The 19,900-nt window shown below is 66.5% G+C and carries 17 protein-coding genes; 7 read left to right on the top strand and 10 right to left on the bottom strand.

The features are described from left to right. Positions 1-11: 11 nt before the first annotated feature. Positions 12-389 carry a carboxymuconolactone decarboxylase family protein gene (locus ACTJLD_RS17845; protein ID WP_440659380.1) on the top strand — a complete coding sequence of 126 codons (378 nt, stop codon included), beginning with the start codon at positions 12-14 and terminating at the stop codon, positions 387-389. Further along, positions 386-1,381, top strand: a complete 996-nt coding sequence (locus ACTJLD_RS17840) for an NAD(P)H-quinone oxidoreductase (RefSeq protein WP_440659379.1) — start codon at positions 386-388, stop codon at positions 1,379-1,381. Before ACTJLD_RS17845 ends, ACTJLD_RS17840 begins: the two co-directional genes overlap by 4 nt. Before the next feature lie 93 nt (positions 1,382-1,474). Here ACTJLD_RS17840 and opcM read toward each other — a convergent pair whose 3' ends face one another. From opcM to ACTJLD_RS17820, 4 genes are read right to left on the bottom strand one after another with little or no spacing between them, the layout of a single operon-like run. Then, positions 1,475-3,010, bottom strand: a complete 1,536-nt coding sequence (opcM, locus tag ACTJLD_RS17835) for a multidrug efflux transporter outer membrane subunit OpcM (RefSeq protein ID WP_060083767.1) — start codon at positions 3,008-3,010, stop codon at positions 1,475-1,477. Between the two features lie 9 nt (positions 3,011-3,019). After that, positions 3,020-6,220 carry a multidrug efflux RND transporter permease subunit CeoB gene (gene ceoB / locus ACTJLD_RS17830; protein WP_027790470.1) on the bottom strand — a complete coding sequence of 1,067 codons (3,201 nt, stop codon included), beginning with the start codon at positions 6,218-6,220 and terminating at the stop codon, positions 3,020-3,022. Between the two features lie 45 nt (positions 6,221-6,265). Further along, positions 6,266-7,483 carry a multidrug efflux RND transporter periplasmic adaptor subunit CeoA gene (gene ceoA / locus ACTJLD_RS17825; RefSeq protein WP_027790469.1) on the bottom strand — a complete coding sequence of 406 codons (1,218 nt, stop codon included), beginning with the start codon at positions 7,481-7,483 and terminating at the stop codon, positions 6,266-6,268. A 33-nt stretch (positions 7,484-7,516) separates the two neighbouring features. Next, positions 7,517-8,377 (bottom strand): alpha/beta hydrolase, encoded by an 861-nt coding sequence (locus ACTJLD_RS17820; RefSeq protein WP_027790468.1) that lies wholly within the window; start codon positions 8,375-8,377, stop codon positions 7,517-7,519. Between the two features lie 174 nt (positions 8,378-8,551). On the opposite strand from ACTJLD_RS17820, the gene ceoR reads away from it, so the two are divergent. Then, entirely contained in the window at positions 8,552-9,556 is a 1,005-nt protein-coding gene (gene ceoR / locus ACTJLD_RS17815) for a putative multidrug efflux transcriptional regulator CeoR (RefSeq protein ID WP_021156406.1), read from the top strand. 24 nt (positions 9,557-9,580) lie between these two features. On the opposite strand, the gene ACTJLD_RS17810 is transcribed toward ceoR, so the two are convergent. Both ACTJLD_RS17810 and ACTJLD_RS17805 read right to left on the bottom strand, forming a co-directional pair. Then, the gene (locus ACTJLD_RS17810; protein ID WP_049097873.1) at positions 9,581-10,291 is read right to left on the bottom strand and encodes a hypothetical protein; all 711 of its coding nucleotides are present in this window, start codon (positions 10,289-10,291) and stop codon (positions 9,581-9,583) included. A 251-nt stretch (positions 10,292-10,542) separates the two neighbouring features. Further along, positions 10,543-10,857 (bottom strand): H-NS histone family protein, encoded by a 315-nt coding sequence (locus ACTJLD_RS17805; RefSeq protein ID WP_027790467.1) that lies wholly within the window; start codon positions 10,855-10,857, stop codon positions 10,543-10,545. A 218-nt stretch (positions 10,858-11,075) separates the two neighbouring features. Here ACTJLD_RS17805 and ACTJLD_RS17800 point away from each other — a divergent pair, with 218 nt between their 5' ends. Further along, the gene (locus ACTJLD_RS17800) at positions 11,076-11,870 is read left to right on the top strand and encodes a response regulator transcription factor (protein WP_226113700.1); all 795 of its coding nucleotides are present in this window, start codon (positions 11,076-11,078) and stop codon (positions 11,868-11,870) included. A gap of 500 nt (positions 11,871-12,370) precedes the next feature. Then, complete coding sequence (locus tag ACTJLD_RS17795; protein WP_027790465.1) at positions 12,371-12,664, top strand: DUF4148 domain-containing protein; 294 nt, start codon at positions 12,371-12,373, stop codon at positions 12,662-12,664. 208 nt (positions 12,665-12,872) lie between these two features. Here ACTJLD_RS17795 and ACTJLD_RS17790 read toward each other — a convergent pair whose 3' ends face one another. The 3 genes from ACTJLD_RS17790 to selD all read right to left on the bottom strand — a co-directional run bounded on the left by ACTJLD_RS17790 (position 12,873) and on the right by selD (position 15,928). After that, complete coding sequence (locus tag ACTJLD_RS17790; protein WP_021156407.1) at positions 12,873-13,952, bottom strand: purine-nucleoside phosphorylase; 1,080 nt, start codon at positions 13,950-13,952, stop codon at positions 12,873-12,875. A gap of 248 nt (positions 13,953-14,200) precedes the next feature. Next, positions 14,201-14,791 (bottom strand): LysE family translocator, encoded by a 591-nt coding sequence (locus tag ACTJLD_RS17785; protein WP_027790464.1) that lies wholly within the window; start codon positions 14,789-14,791, stop codon positions 14,201-14,203. A 72-nt stretch (positions 14,792-14,863) separates the two neighbouring features. Further along, on the bottom strand, positions 14,864-15,928 hold the full coding sequence (gene selD, locus ACTJLD_RS17780) for a selenide, water dikinase SelD (protein ID WP_124544773.1): 1,065 nt from the start codon (positions 15,926-15,928) through the stop codon (positions 14,864-14,866). A 116-nt stretch (positions 15,929-16,044) separates the two neighbouring features. Here selD and ACTJLD_RS17775 point away from each other — a divergent pair, with 116 nt between their 5' ends. Next, the gene (locus ACTJLD_RS17775; RefSeq protein WP_059695397.1) at positions 16,045-16,881 is read left to right on the top strand and encodes a DMT family transporter; all 837 of its coding nucleotides are present in this window, start codon (positions 16,045-16,047) and stop codon (positions 16,879-16,881) included. Positions 16,882-16,932: 51 nt separating this feature from the next. Here the strand turns inward: ACTJLD_RS17775 and pdxR are convergent, their stop codons facing one another. Next, positions 16,933-18,444, bottom strand: a complete 1,512-nt coding sequence (gene pdxR / locus ACTJLD_RS17770; RefSeq protein WP_440659378.1) for a MocR-like pyridoxine biosynthesis transcription factor PdxR — start codon at positions 18,442-18,444, stop codon at positions 16,933-16,935. Positions 18,445-18,570: 126 nt separating this feature from the next. Between pdxR and ACTJLD_RS17765 the strand changes: the two genes are divergently transcribed. Beyond that, positions 18,571-19,854 (top strand): 4-aminobutyrate--2-oxoglutarate transaminase, encoded by a 1,284-nt coding sequence (locus tag ACTJLD_RS17765; protein WP_059684213.1) that lies wholly within the window; start codon positions 18,571-18,573, stop codon positions 19,852-19,854. Positions 19,855-19,900: the final 46 nt, after the last annotated feature.

The raw sequence follows: 19,900 nt of genomic DNA, 5'->3' as shown, positions 1-19,900 counted from the left end.
GGAGTATCGCCATGTCTCATACGCATTTCGACAGTCCGCGCGAGGCCGCGCGGGCCTTCACGCCGACGATCTCGGCATTCGTCGACGACACGCTCTATCCGCGCATCTGGAGCGATCCGTCGCTCGCGCCGCGCGACCGCAGCCTCGTGACCGTCGCCGCCCTGATCGCGGGGGGCCATCTCGACGAGTTGCCGGCGCACCTGCGGCGCGCGTTGACGAACGGCGTCACCCGCGAAGAGCTCTCCGCGGCAATCACACACCTCGCGTTCTACGCCGGGTTTCCCGCAGCGATTTCCGCTTCCGCCGTGGCGCAGGCAACGCTGGGCGCACAACCTCGGCCCGACGATCTCGCCGGTCATTCAGCTCCCGCACAGGAAGGTGTGAAATGAAAGCCATCACATTCAAGGAGTTCGGCGAGGCCGAGGTTCTCCAATTGGCCGAAGTCCCGGCACCCGAGGTTCGCCCCGACGATCTACTGGTACGCGTTCATGCCGCGGGCGTGAATCGCGCGGATCTGACACATCGGCGAGGCGGATACGGCCGGCCCAATTTCGGCGACTCCACCCTCATGGGGCTCGAAATCGCCGGCGAGGTGATCGAGACGGGAAGCGCCGTGCAGGGCTACAAGGTGGGTGATCGTGTAATGGGCGTCGTGGGCGGCGGGGCCTATGCGGAACTGGCGCGCATCGACTGGAGAATGGCGATGCCCATTCCGGCAACGATCGACTACGTGCACGCGGCTGCCATACCGGAAGTTTTCGTCACTGCGCACGAAGCGTTGTTGCATCTGGGCCGCTTGCAACGCGGCGATTCGGTGCTGATTCACGCAGCGGCGGGCGGGGTGGGTTCCGCGGCGGTCCAGCTCGCCTACGCAACCGGCGCGACGATATTCGCGACCGCCGAAGCGTCGAAACTGGAACGGATCGTTCAACTCGGCGTGGACCATGCGATCGACTACAAGGCGCAGGATTTTTCGGAAGTCGTCGCAAACAGGACAGGCAAACGCGGTGTCGACGTCGTCATCGACTTCGTGGGCGCGCCGTATTTTTCGCGGAATGTCGCGTCATTGGCAAACGGCGGCCGGCTGGTGCAGGTCGGCATACTCGGCGGCGGCGGTGACGTGAGCGTTGCGCTCGATCAGATCCTGTACCGTCATCTGCAAATCATCGGCACGGTGATGAAGTCGCGCGACCCGCGCGAGAAACACGCGATGGTTCGGCGATTTCGCGAACATTGGCTGGACCGCTTTGCGGGAGGCGCGGGTCTCGAACCGGTCGTCGACAGCGTGTTTCCTCTCGCCGATGCCGCGGCGGCTCATCGACGGATGGAGTCGGCCGTGAACGTAGGCAAGATCATCCTGACGATGAGCGAAAACGCGTGACGCCATAAAAAACCCCGGCATGCAGACCTGAGCCTGCATGCCGGGGTTCTTCGCTTCACTGCCGGCGAGCGACGAATCGCCCGCCGTTCGCGCTCAACGCGCGGCGACTTCCGCCTTGACGGACGCCGCATCGCCGACCGCCGTCGGCGCGGGCCCCCATCCGCCGCCGAGCGCGCGGATCAGGTTGACGGTCGACACGGCCTGCGCACCGGTGAGCTGGTTCGCCTGCAGTTGCGACTGCAGCACCGAGCGCTCGCTGTCGATGACGTCGAGATAGGCGACTTCACCTTCCTGATACTGCGTGCGCGACAACGTCGCCGCGCGCCGCGACGCATTGACGGCTGCATCCTGCGCGCGGATCTGGTCGTCGAGCAGGCGCAGGTCGGCGAGATTGTCCTCGACCTCGCGGAACGCGACGAGCACCTGCTGCCGGTAGTTCGCGACCTGCTCGTCGTACTGCGCGCGCGCCTGCTGCACGCCGGCCGCACGGCGCCCGCCGTCGAACAGCGGCAGCGTCAGCGCGGTGCCCGCGAACGGCCCGAGCAGGAACGTGCGGCTCGACCACAGGAACAGGTTGCCGAGCGTCGATGCCTCATAGCCGAACGCCCCCGTGATGTCGAGCTTCGGGAAATATGCCGACTTCGCGAGGCCGATCCGCGCATTCGCGGCCGCCATCGCGCGCTCGGCCGCCGACACGTCCGGACGGCGTTCGAGCAGCGCGGACGGCAGGCCCGGCGGCACCTTCACCGCGACCGGCACGATCGGCGTTTCCTTGAACGCGAAGTCCGCGGGCGCCTTGCCGAGCAGGATCGCGAGCGCATGCTCGGATGCCGCGCGCCGGCGCGCGACACCGACCGCATCGGCCTGCGCGCTGGCCAGCTCGTTCTTCGCGCGCGACACGTCGAGCTCGCTGATGTCGCCTTCGTTGAAGCGGCGCTGCACGAGTTGCAGTGCCTGCTCGCGCAACTCCACCGTGCGGCGGTACAGGTCCTGGTCGGAATCGAGCTGGCGCAGTTCGAAATAGTTCTGCGCGACGTCCGCCTGCAGCGCGAGCTGCACCGAACGGAACAGCGCTTCGCTCTGCGCCTGGTCGGCACGCGACGCCTCGACGTTCCGGCCGACACGGCCGAACAGGTCGGCTTCGTAGGACACCGTCCCCTGCGCGCGCCACAGCGTCGCATTGGTCGGGCCCGTGCCCTGCGGCTGGAACTGCGACGCCGACGACAGCCCTTCGCGCGTCGGCCCGAACCCGGCGCCGACCTGCGGGAACCATTGCGAGCGCGCCGAACGCGTCGCCGCGCGCGCTTCCTCGACCCGCGCCGCCGCGGCTTTCAGGTTCTGGTTCGCGGCGAGCGCCTGGGTCTCGAGCGAGTCGAGCACCGGATCGCCGAACACCTTCCACCATTCGCCGCGATGTTCGCCGTCCGCCGGCTCGGCCGTCTTCCAGGTGCCGGCCTGCTCGCCGGCGGCGAGCGCCGGCGCTTCCTTGAACGCGGCGGGCACCGCCGCATCCGGGCGCTTGTAGTCGGGGCCCACCGCGCACGCGGCGAGCAGCGTCGCGAGCAGGGTGCTCGCGGCCGCCACCTTCGCGAAGCGCATCAGGCCGTTCGTGTTGTGCATGTTGTCCATCTTTTATCCTCAAGCATCCGAAGCCGGTACGCCCTGGGCCGGCACGCCGTAGCCGGACGAGTCCTTGCCGGCGACGTGGATCTTGCCGCCCGCCAGCGTACGCAACACGACGTAGAACACCGGTGTCAGCATCAGCCCGAACAGCGTCACGCCCAGCATCCCGAAGAACACCGCGACACCCATCGCATGGCGCATTTCCGAACCGGCCCCCGTCGACGTGACGAGCGGCACGACGCCCATGATGAACGCGATCGACGTCATCAGAATCGGGCGCAGCCGCAGCCGGCTCGCCTCGATCGCGGCCTCGAGCGGCGTCCTGCCGTCGTGTTCGAGCTCGCGTGCGAATTCGACGATCAGGATCGCGTTCTTCGCCGACAGCCCCACCAGCACCATCAAGCCGATCTGCGTGAAGATGTTGTTGTCGCCCTGCGTGAGCCACACGCCCGTCAGCGCCGACAGAATGCTCATCGGCACGATCAGGATCACCGCGAGCGGCAGCGTCAGGCTTTCATACAGCGCGGCGAGCACGAGGAACACGAGCAGCACGCTGATCGGGAACACATACATCGCCGAATCGCCGGCAAGGATCTGCTGGTACGTGAGGTCGGTCCACTCGAACCGCACGCCGCGCGGCAGCGTTTCATGCGCGATGCGCTCGATCGCGGCCTGCGCCTGACCCGACGAGAAGCCCGGCGCCGGGCCGCCGTTGATGTCGGCCGCCGTGTAGCCGTTGTAGCGCACGACCATTTCGGGGCCGAACGTCGGCGTCACCGTGACGAGCGACGACAGCGGCACCATCTCGCCCTTGTCGTTGCGCGTCTTCAACTGCAGGATGTCGTCCGCACGCTGGCGGAACGGCGCATCGGCCTGCACGCGCACCTGGTACACGCGCCCGAAGCGGTTGAAGTCGTTCACGTACAGCGAGCCGAGATACACCTGCATCGTGTTGAACACGTCGGTCACCGGCACGCCGAGCTGCTTCGCCTTCACGCGGTCGAGATCGACGTTGAGCTGCGGCACGTTGATCTGGTAGCTCGTGAACAACGGGCCGAGTTCCGGCGCCTGCTGCGCGCGCTTGATGAAGTCGTTGGTCGCATCCGCGAGCCGCGCATAGCCGACTGCGCCGCGATCCTCGATCTGCATCTTGAACCCGCCGAGCGTGCCGAGGCCGAGCACCGGCGGCGGCGGGAACACCGCGACGAACGAATCCTTCATCGCGCTGTACTGCTGGTTCAGCGCACCCGCGATCGCGCCGGCCGACAGCGCCTTGCCGTGCCGTTCCGAGAACGGCTTCAGCGTGACGAACACGATGCCCGCGCTCGAGCTGTTCGTGAAGCCGTTCACCGACAGACCCGGGAACGCGACCGCGCTCTCGACGCCCGGCTGCTTCAGCGCGATCGAGCCCATGTCGCGGATCACCTTCTCGGTACGGTCGAGCGACGCACCGTTCGGCAGCTGCGCGAACGCGATCAGGTATTCCTTGTCCTGCGCGGGCACGAAGCCGCCCGGCACGACCTTCGACACCAGCACGGTCGCGCCCACGAGCACGAGGTACACGCCGAGCATCAGGGTCTTGCGCGACAGCACGCCGCGCACGCCGCGGCCGTAGTTCTCCGCGCCGCGATGGAACACCTTGTTGAAGCCGCGGAAGAAGCCGCCGAGCACGCGATTCATCACGCGCGTGAGCCAGTCTTCCTTGTCGCCATGCCCCTTCAGCAGGATCGCGGACAGCGCCGGCGACAGCGTCAGCGAGTTGAACGCCGAGATCACCGTCGAGATCGCGATGGTCATCGCGAACTGCTTGTAGAACTGGCCGGTCAGGCCCGACATGAACGCGAGCGGCACGAACACGGCGACGAGCGTCAGCGCGATCGCGATGATCGGCCCGCTCACTTCCTGCATCGCCTTGTAGGTCGCCTGCCGCGCGTTCATCCCGCTTTCGATATTGCGTTCGACGTTCTCGACCACCACGATCGCATCGTCGACCACGATCCCGATCGCGAGCACCATCCCGAACAATGACAGCGCATTGATCGAATACCCGAATGCGAGCAGCAGCGAGAACGTGCCGATGATCGACACCGGCACTGCGATCAACGGAATCAGCGACGCGCGCCAGGTCTGCAGGAACACGATCACGACGATCACGACCAGCGCGATTGCTTCGAGCAGCGTATGCACGACGGCCTTGATCGACGAACGCACGAACTGCGTCGGGTCATAGACGATCTTGTAGTCGACGCCCGCCGGCATGTCCTGCTTCAGCTCGGCCATCGTCTTGCGCACTTCGTCCGAGATCTGCAGCGAATTCGCGCCCGGAGACTGGTTGATCGCCATCGCGACGGCCGGCTTGTTGTCGAGCAGCGAGCGCAGCCCGTATTCGGATGCGTCGAGCTCGATCCGCGCGATGTCGCGCAGATGCGTGACGCCGCCGTCCGGCGTGGTCTTCACGACGATGTCGCCGAACTCGTCTTCCGTCTGCAGACGGCCGCGCGCGTTCACCGACAGCTGCAGCGGCGTGCCGGGCAGCGACGGCGACGCGCCGATCACGCCGGCCGCGACCTGCACGTTCTGCTCGCGGATCGCCTGCACGACGTCCTCGGCCGACAGCCCGCGCTGCGCGACCTTCTGCGGATCGAGCCACACGCGCATCGCGTAGTCGCCCGAACCCCACAGCTGCACCTGGCCGACGCCCTGGATCCGCGACAGGCGATCCTTCACGTTGATCAGCGCGTAGTTGCGCAGGTAGGTCATGTCGTAGCGGTTGTCCGGCGAGATCAGGTGGACCACCATCGTCAGCGTCGGCGAGCTCTTCACCGTCGTGATGCCGAGCCGCTGCACGTCTTCCGGCAGGCGCGGCAGCGCCTGGTTCACGCGGTTCTGCACGAGCTGCGTGGCCTTGTCCGGATCGGTGCCCAGCTTGAACGTGACGGTGATCGTCATGTTGCCGTCGCTGTTCGCCTGCGACTGCATGTAGAGCATGTCCTCGACGCCGTTGATCTGTTCTTCAAGCGGCGACGCGACCGTCTCGGCGATCACTTTCGGGTTCGCGCCCGGATACTGCGCCTTCACGATCACGGAAGGCGGCACGACTTCCGGATATTCCGAGATCGGCAGCAGGAACATCGCGATCACCCCGCCGAGCAGGATGATCACCGATAGGACTCCTGCGAAGATCGGCCGGTCGATAAAGAATTTTGAAATGTTCATGTGTGGCTCTGTCTGGTTGAACGCGGATGCGAAGCGGCGGGCCGCTTACGAATCCGCCTTCGCCGGGGCGGCCGGCTTCGCGTTGTCCGCCAGCGGCGCGGACGGCGCGTCACCGCCCGTCATCGGGACCATGTGCGGCTTCACCTGTTCGCCGGGGCGCACGCGCTGCGTGCCGTTCACGACCACGCGATCGCCTGCCGCGAGGCCACTCACGATCACGCGCCGGTTGCCGTGCTGCAGCCCCTGCTGCACCTCGCGGTACGACACGCGGCCCTGCTGGTCGACGACGAACACGAACTTCTTGTCCTGGTCGGTGTTGATCGCCGCGTCGTCGACGAGCAATGCCTCGTGCGGCGCGCTGCCGCCCACCTTCACGCGTGCGTACAGGCCCGGGACGAGCGCACCGTCCGCATTGTCGAAGCGTGCGCGCACGCGGATCGTGCCCGACGACGTGTCGAGCCGGTTGTCGACCGAGTCGATCTCGCCGCTGCGCGAGTAGCCGGTTTCGTTCGCGAGGCCGAGCTCGACCGGCACCTTGCGGCCGTTACGCGCGCCGTTGATGTATTGCAGGTAGGTCTGTTCGTCTGCGTCGAACGATGCGTAGATCGGCGACACCGACACCAGCGTGGTGAGCGGCGCGGCCGACGCACCGGCCGACACGACGTTGCCGAGAGTGATTTCCGCACGCGACACGCGGCCCGAGACCGGCGCGGTGATCCGCGTATAGCCGAGGTTGATGCGCGCCGTTTCGAGCGCGGCTTCGGCGGCCTTCAGGTTCGCGGCCGCTTCGCGCGCCGCGTTCTGCTTCTCGTCGTAATCGCGCTTCGCGATCGCGTTGTCGCCGATCAGCCGCTGTGCGCGCTGCCAGTCGGTCTGCGCGTAACCGTTGCGCGCTTGCGCGGCCGCGAGCTGCGCGGCCGCGCGATCGGTTTCGGCCTGGTACGGGCGCGGGTCGATCACGAACAGCACGTCGCCCTTCTTCACGAGCGCGCCGTCCTTGAAGTTCACCGCGACGATCGTGCCCGACACCTGCGGGCGCACGTCGACTTTCTCGACCGCCTCGAGGCGGCCCGAATAACTCTGCCAGTCGGTAACGGTCTGCGGCACGACGGTCGCGACGTCGACTTCGGGCAGCGGTGCAGCCGCTTTCTCGGGTGCGTTCGCGTTCACGCGCATCGCGCCGAACGTTCCGAGGCCGACGACGGCAAGCGTCACGATCGCCGCTGTCGCGATTCGGGAACGGGAGGTGCGTAGGATGGCCATGTGGATCTCCAGGTAAACGTGGATTGGTTCTGGTTATTCGGAACGGTTGGGCTGGCGCGCCTGGAAGCGGCACTGGAAGAAGCGCACGGCTTCCTCGAAGGCGGCTTCGTGCGTCGCGAGCGCGGCGTGCGTGATGTCCGGATAGCGGATCACCTGCGTGAGCACGCCCGACGAGATCAGGCAGCCCGCATATTTCTCCGCCTCGACGTGCAGCACGTCGTTCTGCGCGGTGACGACGAGCGTCGGCGGCAGGCCCGCGAGGCGCACCGATTCGAGCGGCGCCGCATACGGGTGCATGCGTTGCGCGGCCTGCGGCAGATACGCGCGATAACAGGCCGCGCATTCGCGCGCGGTGATGTCGGACGCGAGGCGCTCGGCGTCGCCGATGCGCGTCATGCTCGGGTCGAGCATCGGCCCGAACAGCGCCTGCGCGACGATCGACACTTCGCCGCGATCGCGCGCGATGAACGCGAGGCAGTTCGCGAGCTGACCGCCCGCGTCGTGACCCGCGACACCGATCTTCTTCGGGTTGCCGCCGAACGCGCGGGCGCGCGTCGCGGCCCACACGGCGGCGCGATACGCATCCTCCGGCGCGGCCGGAAAGGGAAAGGCCGGCGCGAGCGAATAGTCGACCGACACTACGAGAGCTGGTAAGCGTTCTGCTAAAAAGCGCGCGGCGAAATCGGCGTCTTCGAGCGAACCGCGGACAAAGCCGCCGCCGTGGAAGTAAAGCACTACTGGCAACCCGGTCTTGTCCGGGCGCCGGTACAGGCGCAGCACGATGTCCTGCGCGTAGCCGGGAATTTCCACTTCGGCGACCGTCAACGCCGCGCCCGCCGTGGCTTGCGCGGGCAACGCGGCCTTCAGGAATTTGCTGAATTCAGAAGCGTCCATGACGATGCAGCATCCATTTCGAGATGGAACGAATTCTGGGTCCGGCAGACATTGGGATAAATGCCTATAATCCGGCAACACAATTCAACGCCCCCGAACAATCCGAGGCTGCGTTTACCCACGAGGTAGCGCAGCCTTCTTGTTCCGGCGGCAAATTAGATTGCGGAGGTTGTGATGGACCGGCTTCAGGCCATGCAGGTGTTTACTCGCGTCGTCGATACAAGCAGCTTCACCAAGGCAGCAGAAACGCTCAGCTTGCCGCGGGCGTCCGTCACGACGATCATCCAGAATCTCGAAGCATTCCTCGGTGTGCGGCTGATGCACCGGACCACGCGTCGGCTGTCGCTCACGCCGGACGGCGCCGCCTACTACGAACGATGCGTGCGGATCCTCGCGGACGTCGAGGAAACCGAGGCGAGCTTCCAGGCGAACAACCGGAAGCCGCACGGAAAGTTGCGTATCGACATGCCGGGCTCGATCGGGCGGCTGCTCGTGATTCCGTCGCTGTGCGAATTTCATACGCGCTACCCGGACATCGACCTGCAGCTCGGCCTGTCCGACCGGCCGGTCGACCTGCTGCAGGAAGGGGTCGATTGCGTGATCCGCGTTGGTGCATTGCAGGACTCGTCGCTCGTCGCGCGCCGGGTCGGCCTGTTCGAATGCGTGACGGTCGCGTCGCCCGACTATCTCGAACGTCACGGCGAGCCGAAGACGATCGACGACCTGAGCCAGCACAAGGCCGTCAACTACTTCTCGAGCCGCACCGGCCGCACGATCGACTGGACGTTCCTGACCGACGGCCAGGAAGTCGAGATGAAGATGGAGGGCATCGTGTCGGTGAACGATGCCGATGCGTACGTGACCTGCGGGATCGAAGGCTTCGGGCTGATCCAGCCGCCGCTCTTCATGGTGTTGCCGCATCTGCGCGAAGGCCGGCTCAAGGAAGTGCTGCCCGGCGTCAAGCCGCTGCCGATGCCGATCTCCGTCGTGTATCCGCACAGCCGCCATCTGTCGCCGAAAGTGCGCGTATTCGTCGACTGGATCGCCGAGGTGTTCGACCGTTGCCCGCTGCTGAGCGGCAAGGGCAGCCTCGACGCGACGTGCAGCAAGCGCACGTTCGAGGAAGCCGAACGCGCGCCGGTGCTCGACACGCCGGTCATCAACGAATGGGTCGCGTAGGCGCGACGCTCCCGCGCACGCCTGTCACTTCGTTCGCCACGTGCGCATGAACTCCGCGGCCCCCGTGCCTGGCGCGCAACTGCCCGGCCGCCTTGCGCGCGCCATCGCCCGCGCGAGTTCCGCACGCTGCGCGCTTACGTGCCGAGCGCAATAGCGGTCGATCACGCCGAGTTGGCCTTTCAGGAACGCGATGGTCTGCTCGATGCCGCCGCGCACGCTCGCGTGCGATCGCGCGAGCACTTGATATTCGGCCATCATCGTGCGCGCGAGTTGCCGGCGGCGCTGCACCAACGCCTGAACATACTGCAGCGGCGGGTCCGACAACGGTTCGGCGAGCCGCGCGCACATCGGATACCGGTCGAACTCGCGGGCCAATGACGAGAGCAGACGGGCACGCGCGCCCTTGCCTTCGGGCGGCATCCCGGCCGCCCCCGCGATGAAATCGCGAGCCTGATGCGCGTGGGCGACGGCCACCGGCAGTCGCGCCGCCTGCAACGCGCATGCCGCGTGGGACTCGGCACCGCCGGACGACTCCAGCACGATGCGCGCCGGCGCCCATTCGGCAATCGCATCGGTCAGCGACTCGATACCGTACGTCTCGTTCCGGTAACCGAGAATCACTCGCAACGACGAGACGTCGACCTCGAGGATCTCGCGCGTCACGCTAATGCCGACGAATACGCGCTCCGGCGTCAGTTCGTCGCCGTGCTGTCGCGCTGCCGCCTCATTGTTCATACGAATCTGCCCGTCGGGCTCGTCTTGCGATCCGGTCGAAGACAAGAAAAATGGGGCGTTATTGTTCGCCACTAGAACTGTCATAATCTAAATGTAATATTCACGGACAGAACCGGTTCCATTCGCGGCGCGGCTCAACCCGAGCCATCGCGGTCGGCCCTCGGCGTGTTCCATGCCGACGGTACCCGGCCCTCGCATCGACACCCCCGATACCCGCATGACAAGACAACGCCCTTTCATTCGCTCACTAATCAGGAATCCTGACCCTGCGACTGCTCGAACGACGACCTGTCGATCAGAAACCGGTCGCGATCCTGACCACGCAGCCATGCCGGCTCGCGGCCCACGCCGCACCACGTCTGCCCCGTCCGCGGGTCGAAATACTTTGCCCTGCGCTTCCGGGCGCCGGCCGCACCTGCCGGGAATACATCCTTGTACGTGAACCCGAATTCCTCGATGCAGCGCCGGACTTCGAGCAGCACCGTCTCCGATATGGCGAGACGCTCGCGTTCGAGCTGCTCTTCGAGCAGCGCCTTTTTCTCCATGAACGACTTGTATATCAGCATGCGATTTTCCCCTCAATTCGGCTCTTTACAGGACTTCACCGAGACGTTGCCGGCACATCCAAGCGTAATCACGCTGCCGCTTCGTATTGACAACGTTTGTCAACAACAATCGTTGAAAACAGATGATTCATACGTCGTTAAAGGCTGTTTTTGCCTATGATTAGCATGTTTTATGCGTTCAAAATTGTTGACAATTACGAACATGAAACGATGCGAACATGCGCGGCAAACCACCGGCCGCCCACCCTCGCACCGTTCGTCAGAATCCTCCGACCCACGCTCGATGCAGCACGATCGACCTGCTCGCTAACAAAGGAGTGCGAATCATGAACGTTTTATATCTCGAGGACGACAACGCATATGTCGAAATGATCACTTCAATACTCGAGAAATCCGGACACCGCGTGCATGCGGTCGGCAACGGCTGTCACGCGATCCGTCACCTGGAGAACGCGGTCGTCGACTTGCTGATTCTCGACTGGCAAGTGCCGGGGCTGTCGGGGTTCGAGGTACTGAAATGGACGCGCGAGCGCATCGGCGGACGCTTGCCGATCCTGTTCCTGACGAGTCGCGTTCGGGACGACGAGATTTTCTCCGCGATCAACGCCGGCGCCGACGATTACATGGTCAAGCCGATCAACCAATTCGAACTGCTGGCCCGCGCCAACGCGCTGCTGCGGCGCGCGTATCACAGCGGCGGCGCGCCGCAGGACGCCCTCGATATCGGCGGCTACCGGATCGACACGAAGGCGCGAACCGTGCTGCTCCATGGCGAGCATGTCCGGCTGACGCCGCGCGAATTCGATCTCGCCGTGCTGCTGTTTCGCAACCTCGGCCGCATCATGCCGCGCGACGCGCTGATCCTTTCATTGTGGGGTCGCGACATGACCGGCGTATCGCGTAGCCTCGACACGCACATCTATCGGCTCCGGATGAAGATGGCGCTCCAGCCGTCGAACGGCGTGCGGCTCAGCGCGGTCTATACGCTCGGCTATCGGCTCGAAGCGATCTGACGCTCGACGGCGGCCACGCCCGTTCCGCCCTCGAACGGCATCGCCGGGCTGCCGCGTTCGTCGGCCGCCGCATGCAACGGCGCGTCGCGGCGTGCGGCATTGCACCACCGCGTGCAGAAGACTATTGCGTCATTCGGATTGATCGCCGCGCGACGCCCCGCCCGATCGGTCGAATTCCGCTGCCGCCCCCGGCCAGCAAGGCGTCCCGTATCCCCCAGTACCTGTGCGGCTTTCGATTGTTCCGCCATCGCGACAATTCAATTCGCGTCTGCCGCATTTATCGCGACGGAACAGATACCTAGAGTAAACCCTGTCGCGCACCTCGTTGCGCATCGAACAGATCCCGCTTGATGGGACCGGGGCAAGCGCTCAAGCGCCAGCTCCGACAGTGCAAAGCATGGGATCTGGGTAAGCGCTGAAACGCTACTCATATCGACCGCAAAGCATGGGATCTGAGTAAGCGCTGAAGCGCTAACTCATATCGACACAGGAGCTACACCATGAACCGCCGCCACCTTCTCTCCGCCCTGGCCCTCACGCTCGCCGTGTCCGCCCCGGCCTTCGCCGACTCGGGCACGCCGCATGCCGGCGACTACGGCAATACGTCGTGGTACTCGCAGCACTACGGCCCGCGCACACGCGCCGAAGTCAGCGCGGAAGTCGAGCAGGCCCGCAAGGACGGCACGCTCGCGTACCTGCGCAAGGCAAATTCGTACCCGCAAGGGCTCGAGCTCGCGCAAGGCCCGTATCGCTCGATGCCGGAAAGCAACCAGCTCGCCGGCGGGGGCCGGTAAACGTGCAACGCCGCGCAGCGGGGTGCCCCGTGCGCGGCGTCGCGACACACCGATCGACGACTCACCGAGTCAGTCAGTTGCAGGAGCACATGATGAACGACCAACTTCCTTCGCCGCTCGATCACTGGGACGACACCACGCCGGTCTGGACGCCTTTCCGTTCGGCCCCGCACTCGCATTGACCGCCGGCTGAGCCGTCGCCTGGCCCTCAACGGCGCGGCACCCCGTCGCGCCACTCGCCCCAGTGCGTCACGATGTCCTGCACGAGCGGGTTGCCCGCGCGATACAGGTTTTCGGTCGCCGGAGCGAAGCCGCCCTGGTCCGCGTAGTTCAGCAGGTTGTCGGCACTCGTCTGCCCCGCATACGGCCGGTCGAAATCGGACCCGGTACGCAGCACCGCGACGCGCGACAGGTCGACCCGCTTCACGCTCGCCGCACGCTTGAGCGCTTCATACGTCGCGTTGTCTTCCTGGGCGGTCATGCAATAGGTGCCCTTGCCGTCGGTCAGGATCTTCGTCCACTGGCGCGCGCGCTCGCCGATCAGCGTGCCCGAGAACCACGTGTTGCCCGATGACGTATCGCACTGGATCACCGTCGGCGGCCGGTTCGCCGGCGCATACGTGAACTTCGCGCGCGCGGCCTGCGCCTGCGCGCTGTCGGCGAGCACGACGTTGCGCGACAGCGCTACCGCGGCGTCGGTCAGCTGCGGATTGAGCTGGAACACCTCGGTGCGATAGTCGAGCGGCGGCTTGTCGTTCGGGCTCTTCGTGTTGATGCCGAGAAAGCCGGTATTCCAGCCGGCCGGAATCTCGCGTGCATCGAGCTCCCACTGCAGGCTGAAATCGACGAGGTACTTCGACCACGCGGCCGAGCCGACCGTGCCTTGCGCGGGGTCGACGCCCGCGATGCCGGAGATCAGGAAATACGTGCGGCGCAGGTCGAAGCGCTGCGAGAACGTGAGCGCCATGATCGTCGCCGACGCGTTCGCATAGCCCATGCCGGTCGTGACCACGCACACGTCCTGCTTGTTGCAATGAACGTTCGGGTAGTCGGGCGACAGGCCCGGCACGGCGATGTCGCGCCACGGGCCGAGCCGGTCGAGCCATGCCTGGCCCTCCGGACCGAACATCGTGATGATCATGACCTTGACCGGGCGGCCCTGTGCACCGGTCTCGGCGAATGCATTGTTGCCCGCGTTGTTGCCCTGGTTGTCCTGCGCGATCGACGGCGCGGTTGCACAGGCTGCGAGCGAGAATGCAGCGGCGGAAAGAATGGAGCGAGTCAGCATCGGCGTTCCTTGTTTCGATGATGTTGGGTGAGAACGGCTCTCGTAGACTGCGCGACGGAGTATAGAACGGGCGTGCGCGTTGCGGAACCCGACTACGAAACGACGGCCGGTGCGTCGGTTCGGGTGCGGCGCACGCGGGAAGCACAACGGAAATTCGCTCCGCACGTCGACATACCGTCAGGAATACTATCCGGTTGATCGCCGCCGACACGTCGGTCGCACTTGCATGCCCGTCACCCGGCAAACCGCTACAGCCGTGCCAGTCCTGCCACCCCATACCCCAGCACGACAAGCGCCGCGACCACGTGGCTCGCCGCGAGCAGCCCCGGCGACTTCACGATCCGGCCGATCACGCTGCCGCCGAATGCGAACACCAGCTGCCCCGCGAGGCTGCCGGCAAACACGCACGCGGCACCGAGCAGCCAGTGCCGCTGCGCGCCGGCGGCGGCCGTTGCATAGCCGTAGAACAACAGGATCGTCAGCGGATTCGCCAGCGTGACGAAGAACATCGATGCAAACGGGCGGCTGCCCGGCGGCCGCGCATCGCCGTCGAGCGTGCGGCGGCGATCCCGCAACGCCTGCCACAGCATCCGCGCGCCCATCGCGAGCAGCACGAGCGCCCCCACCAGACGAAACAGCGACAGATGCGCCGCGAGCGTGCTCGCCAGCATCGCGCCGAGCGTGAACGCGACGACCGCGTAGCAGCCGTCGGCCGTCGCGACACCTACCGCCGCGCGCACGCCGCTTGCGGTGCCGGCGCGCATCCCGTAGTTCGCGATCATCAGCGCAACGGGCCCGACCGACAGCGCGATCATCAGCCCGAACAGGAAATCGTTCATCGGTCGTCGATGCCTTCGATCGAAGGCACCGATTCTAGCGAACGCAAAAATCTCCGGTGCGGCGATTCGGCGTCACGCGACATCGACGCGCGCCGGCCCTTCCACCATCTCGCCGATCACGCCCGCGCGGTCGAAGCCGTCGGCACGGAAGCACGCGAGCACGTCGTCGACGGCCTCGGGCGCGCACGCGACCAGCAGGCCGCCCGACGTCTGCGGATCGGTCAGCAGCGCCTGCGCGACGGGCGGCAGCGTGTCGGCCAGTTGAACGTCCGCGCCGTACGCGGCCCAGTTGCGGCCCGATGCGCCGGTGAACACGCCGTCGGCCACGAACGCCTCGACGCCCGCGAGCCACGGCAGCGACGCGTAGTGCACGCGCGCGGTGAGGTGCGCGCCACGTGCGAGTTCGAGCGTATGACCGAGCAGCCCGAAGCCCGTGACGTCGGTCAGCGCGTGCACGCCCGGCAGCGCAGCGAGGTCGGCGCCCGGACGGTTCAGCTTGGTGGTCGTCGCGACCATCTGCGCGTAACCCGCGGCATCGAGCTGGTTCTTTTTCAGCGCGGCCGACAGGACGCCAACGCCGAGCGGTTTGCCGAGCACGAGCACGTCGCCCGCACGCGCGGCCGCGTTGCGCTTCACGCGCGACGGATGCACGACGCCGATCGCCGCGAGCCCGTAGATCGGCTCGACCGAATCGATCGAATGGCCGCCCGCCACCGGAATGCCGGCGTCCGCGCACACCGATTCGCCGCCGCGCAGCACGGCCGCGATCGTCTCGTGCGGCAGCACGTTGATCGGCATCCCGACCAGCGCGAGCGCGAGGATCGGCTTGCCGCCCATCGCATACACGTCGGACAGCGCGTTGGTCGCTGCGATGCGGCCGAAGTCGAACGGATCGTCGACGATCGGCATGAAGAAGTCGGTGGTCGCGACGATCGCCTGCTCGTCGTTGAGACGGTAGACGGCCGCGTCGTCGGACGTCTCGGTACCGACCAGCAGATCCGGGAACAGCGCGGGCGGCGTCGCGCGCTTCAGCAGCTCGGACAGCACGCCCGGCGCAATCTTGCAGCCGCAGCCGCCGCCGTGCGACAGGCTCGTGAGGCGCGGAACGGCAGGCTGGGCTTGGGTGGCTTCGGTCATCGTCGGCATCCGGTGAATAACAACACGACATTATCGACAATTCCGTGCGAGTGCGCCCGATACCCACATAATGGCGGCGCACTCCCCGCCCCCGCTGCCGCCCGCACCTTCCGTCCATGGATCACCTCTTCATCGGCCTCGTGCTGTGCTCCGCGTTGCTGCACGCCATCTGGAATGCCTTCCTCCACGTCAGCGAAGACCGGCTCGTACAGCTCGGCACGATGTCACTGCCCTATTTCGGGTTCGGCGTCGCGGGCGCCGCGCTACTGCCCGCGCCGGCACCCGCCGCGTGGCCGTATATCGCCGCGTCGGCCGCGCTCGAGGTCGCGTACTGCTTCACGCTGGCGCGCGCCTACCGCAGCGGCGAGTTCGGGCAGATCTATCCGATCGCGCGCGGGATCTCGCCGCTGCTCGTGTCGGTGCTCGCGCTCGCTTTCCTCCACGAACAGCCGACCCCGTTCGGCTTCGCGGGCATCGCGCTCGTGTCGTTCGGCATCATGTCGCTCGCCCTGCGGCGCGGCTTCCGGTTCTCTGGTGAAGGCGTGCCGTTTGCGCTGCTCACGGGCGTGTTCATCGCCGCGTATTCGATCTGCGACGGCATCGGCTCGCGCGTATCCGGCAGTGCGCTCGGCTACATCGCGTGGGTGTACGTGCTGTGGAGCGTGCCGCAGTTCGTGCTGGTCTGCGCGGTACGTGGCGGCCCGCGCGCGGTGCTCGCCTCGCGCACGGCGCTCACGCAGGGCGCGATCGCCGGCACGATCTCCCTCGCCGCTTATGGAATCGTGATCCTCGCGTACCGGTACCTGCCGGTCGGGACGGTGTCGGCGCTGCGTGAAACGAGTTCGATCTTCGCGGTCGCGATCGGCTGGCTCGTGATGCGCGAGCGGCCCGGCGCGCAGCGGCTTGCCGCGTGCGCGCTGGTGGTCGTGGGCGCGGCGCTGATCCGCCTGTAGGCGGCGCGCGCGACACGCGTTCGTCTGCAGGTCGTGCCGACCTGCCAGGCGTCAGACCGTGACCGCCGCCCCGCCGAATGCCCGCTCGTCGATCGCCTCGGCGAGCGTCGCGAACGCCGTCGCGATCTCGTCCTCCGGCACGCACGCATAACCGAGCAGCAACCCCGGCGCCGCGCGTTCGCGATCCGCGTAATAACCCGACAACGGTCGCACGACGATATTGCGTTCGAGCGCGGCCTGCGCGACCGCACGATCGTCGACGCCTTCCGGCAACTGCGTGACCAGATGCAGCCCGGCATCGCTGCCGAGCGCGTGCAGCGTGTCGCCATAGCGTTGCGCGACCGCGTCGAGCAGCACCTCGCGGCGCTGCCCGTACAGCGTGCGCATCTTGCGGATATGCGACACGAAGTGCCCTTCCGCGATGAATTCGGCAAGCACCGCCTGCTGCAGCAACTGCCCTTCGCGGTACAACTCGGCGCTCGCGGTCGCGAAACTTTCCGCGAGCGGCTCGGGCGCGACCAGGTAGCCGACCCGCAGCCCCGGGAACAGCGTCTTCCCGAAACTGCCGACGTAGATCACCTGCCCGGCCGTGTCGAGCCCCTGCAGCGACGCAAGCGGGCGGCTGCCGTAGCGGAATTCGCTGTCGTAGTCGTCCTCGATGATCCAGCAACCGTGCTGGCGTGCGTATTCGAGCAGCATCCGCCGCCGCGCGAGGCTCATCACCATCCCGAGCGGATACTGGTGCGACGGCGTGACGAGCATCAGCTTCGGCGGTTCGGCGAGATCGGCCGCCGACGGGGCGATGCCTTCCTCGTCGACCGGGATCGGCCGCGTCGTCAGCCCCGACACGTTCAGCACGCTGCGCACGCCCCAGTAGCACGGATCCTCGGTCCAGATCGCGTCGCCCGGGTCGGTCAGCAGCCGTACCGCGAGGTCGATCGACTGGTGGATGCCGGTCGTAATCACGATCTGCTCGGGCGTGCAGCGCACCGAGCGCGACGTGCGCAGGTAATCGGCCAGCGCCTCGCGCAGCAGCGCGAGCCCGCCGCCCGGCGCGTAGGTCAGCAGGTCGGGGCGCAGCCGCCGCCAGTATTTGTTGTGCAGCCGCGTCCACACGCGCGCGGGAAAGCGCGACACATCGGGCACGCCCGGCATGAACGCGCCGCCCTGCCGTTTCGACACGCCGGCCCCTTCGACGAGCCGCGTACCGCGCGCCGACAGCCGCCGCGCGGACGGCTGCACGAGCGCCGGGTGGGTGGCGGTCGCGTCGGGTGGCGCGCCGACGATCTCGTCGGGTGCGCTGTCGGCCACGAACGTACCGCGGCCGGTCGCCGAGTTCACGTAGCCTTCAAGTGAAAGCTGTTCGTAAACCTGCGTGACCGTGTTGCGCGCGATTCCGAGTTCGGCCGCGAGGAGCCGCGACGACGGCACGCGCGTGCCGGCCGGCAGTTCACGCGACAGGATCGCCTGTTGCAGCAGCCGGTGAAGCTGCCGGTAGATCGGCTGTTCGCCGCCTCGCACGAGGCGCTGCGCCAGCCAGTCCGACAACACGCTCGCGCGCATGATTGGCTCCTGAATATTTATTGAAATGGCTCTGATTGTCAGAGCCAAATGTGATTATAGTCGCCTCCATGGGCTGTCGAAGCGCCCGATTTTCACCTCACCGGAAAGAACATCAAGGAGATGACCGTGAAGAATGCCGACCTGCAGGCCCGCAAGAACGCCGCCACCCCGCGCGGCGTCGGCGTGATGTGCGATTTCTACGCAGCCCGCGCCGAGAACGCGGAACTGTGGGATGTCGAAGGCCGCCGCTTCATCGATTTCGCCGCCGGCATCGCGGTGCTGAACACCGGCCACCGCCACCCGAAGATCGTCAAGGCGATCGCGGATCAACTGAACAACTTCACGCACACCGCTTACCAGATCGTCCCGTACGCGTCGTACGTCGAGCTGGCCGAGAAGATCAACGCACGCGCGCCGGGCGATTTCCCGAAGAAGACCGCGTTCTTCACGACCGGCGCGGAAGCCGTCGAGAACGCGATCAAGATCGCACGCGCGGCCACCGGCCGTCCGGGCGTCATCGCCTTCTCGGGCGGTTTCCACGGCCGCACGATGATGGGCATGGCGCTGACCGGCAAGGTCGCCCCGTACAAGCTGAACTTCGGCCCGTTCCCGGGCGACGTGTTCCACGCGCCGTACCCGAACGCCGTGCACGGCGTGACGACGGCCGACTCGATCAAGGCGATCGAGATGCTGTTCAAGGCCGACATCGATCCGAAGCGCGTTGCCGCGATCATCTTCGAACCGGTCCAGGGCGAAGGCGGCTTCAACCCGGCGCCTGCCGAATTCGTGCGCGCGCTGCGCAAGATCTGTAACGAACACGGCATCCTGCTGATCGCCGACGAAGTGCAGACGGGCTTCGCGCGTACCGGCAAGCTGTTCGCGATGCAGCACTACGACGTGCTGGCCGACCTGATCACGATGGCGAAGAGCCTCGCGGGCGGCATGCCGCTGTCGGGCGTCGTCGGCCGTGCCGACCTGATGGACGCGGCAGCGCCCGGCGGCCTCGGCGGCACGTATGCGGGCAACCCGCTGGCCGTGGCATCGGCGCACGCCGTGCTCGAGATCATCGACGAAGAGAAGCTGTGCGAGCGCGCGACGCAACTCGGCGACGTGCTGAAGGCGAAGCTGAACGCGCTGCAGGCCGACGTGCCGCAGATCGCCGACGTGCGCGGCCCGGGCGCGATGATCGCGGTCGAGTTCCTGAAGCCGGGTTCGGGCGAGCCGGATGCCGAGTTCACGAAGCGCGTGCAGACGCGTGCGCTCGAGCGCGGCCTGCTGCTGCTCGTGTGCGGCGTGTACTCGAACGTCGTGCGCTTCCTGTTCCCGCTGACGATCACGCAAGCCGTGTTCGATGAAGCGCTCGTGATCCTCGAGGAAGTGCTGAAGGAAACGGTCGGCGTGCCCGCCTGAGTTCCTGCCTTCCGAATGCGCCGCCGCCGTCGTCACGACGGCGGCG

Source organism: Burkholderia sp. 22088 (genome assembly GCF_052045915.1).
Taxonomy (GTDB): Bacteria; Pseudomonadota; Gammaproteobacteria; order Burkholderiales; family Burkholderiaceae; genus Burkholderia; species Burkholderia cepacia.
The sequence above is the reverse complement of the archived record's forward strand: the minus strand, read 5'-3'. Positions and strand labels throughout refer to the sequence as shown.

Bases quoted from the DNA above. Each gene is read 5' to 3' on its own strand.
- ACTJLD_RS17795 (WP_027790465.1), top strand. From the start codon at position 12,371: ATGAACCGCCGCCACCTTCTCTCCGCCCTGGCCCTCACGCTCGCCGTG.
- ACTJLD_RS17845 (WP_440659380.1), top strand. From the start codon at position 12: ATGTCTCATACGCATTTCGACAGTCCGCGCGAGGCCGCGCGGGCCTTC.
- ACTJLD_RS17840 (WP_440659379.1), top strand. From the start codon at position 386: ATGAAAGCCATCACATTCAAGGAGTTCGGCGAGGCCGAGGTTCTCCAA.
- ceoA (WP_027790469.1), bottom strand. From the start codon at position 7,483: ATGGCCATCCTACGCACCTCCCGTTCCCGAATCGCGACAGCGGCGATC.
- ACTJLD_RS17800 (WP_226113700.1), top strand. From the start codon at position 11,076: ATGCGCGGCAAACCACCGGCCGCCCACCCTCGCACCGTTCGTCAGAAT.
- ACTJLD_RS17810 (WP_049097873.1), bottom strand. From the start codon at position 10,291: ATGAACAATGAGGCGGCAGCGCGACAGCACGGCGACGAACTGACGCCG.
- opcM (WP_060083767.1), bottom strand. From the start codon at position 3,010: ATGGACAACATGCACAACACGAACGGCCTGATGCGCTTCGCGAAGGTG.
- ACTJLD_RS17790 (WP_021156407.1), bottom strand. From the start codon at position 13,952: ATGCTGACTCGCTCCATTCTTTCCGCCGCTGCATTCTCGCTCGCAGCC.
- ACTJLD_RS17820 (WP_027790468.1), bottom strand. From the start codon at position 8,377: ATGGACGCTTCTGAATTCAGCAAATTCCTGAAGGCCGCGTTGCCCGCG.
- selD (WP_124544773.1), bottom strand. From the start codon at position 15,928: ATGACCGAAGCCACCCAAGCCCAGCCTGCCGTTCCGCGCCTCACGAGC.
- ACTJLD_RS17785 (WP_027790464.1), bottom strand. From the start codon at position 14,791: ATGAACGATTTCCTGTTCGGGCTGATGATCGCGCTGTCGGTCGGGCCC.
- ceoB (WP_027790470.1), bottom strand. From the start codon at position 6,220: ATGAACATTTCAAAATTCTTTATCGACCGGCCGATCTTCGCAGGAGTC.
- ACTJLD_RS17775 (WP_059695397.1), top strand. From the start codon at position 16,045: ATGGATCACCTCTTCATCGGCCTCGTGCTGTGCTCCGCGTTGCTGCAC.
- pdxR (WP_440659378.1), bottom strand. From the start codon at position 18,444: ATGCGCGCGAGCGTGTTGTCGGACTGGCTGGCGCAGCGCCTCGTGCGA.
- ceoR (WP_021156406.1), top strand. From the start codon at position 8,552: ATGGACCGGCTTCAGGCCATGCAGGTGTTTACTCGCGTCGTCGATACA.
- ACTJLD_RS17805 (WP_027790467.1), bottom strand. From the start codon at position 10,857: ATGCTGATATACAAGTCGTTCATGGAGAAAAAGGCGCTGCTCGAAGAG.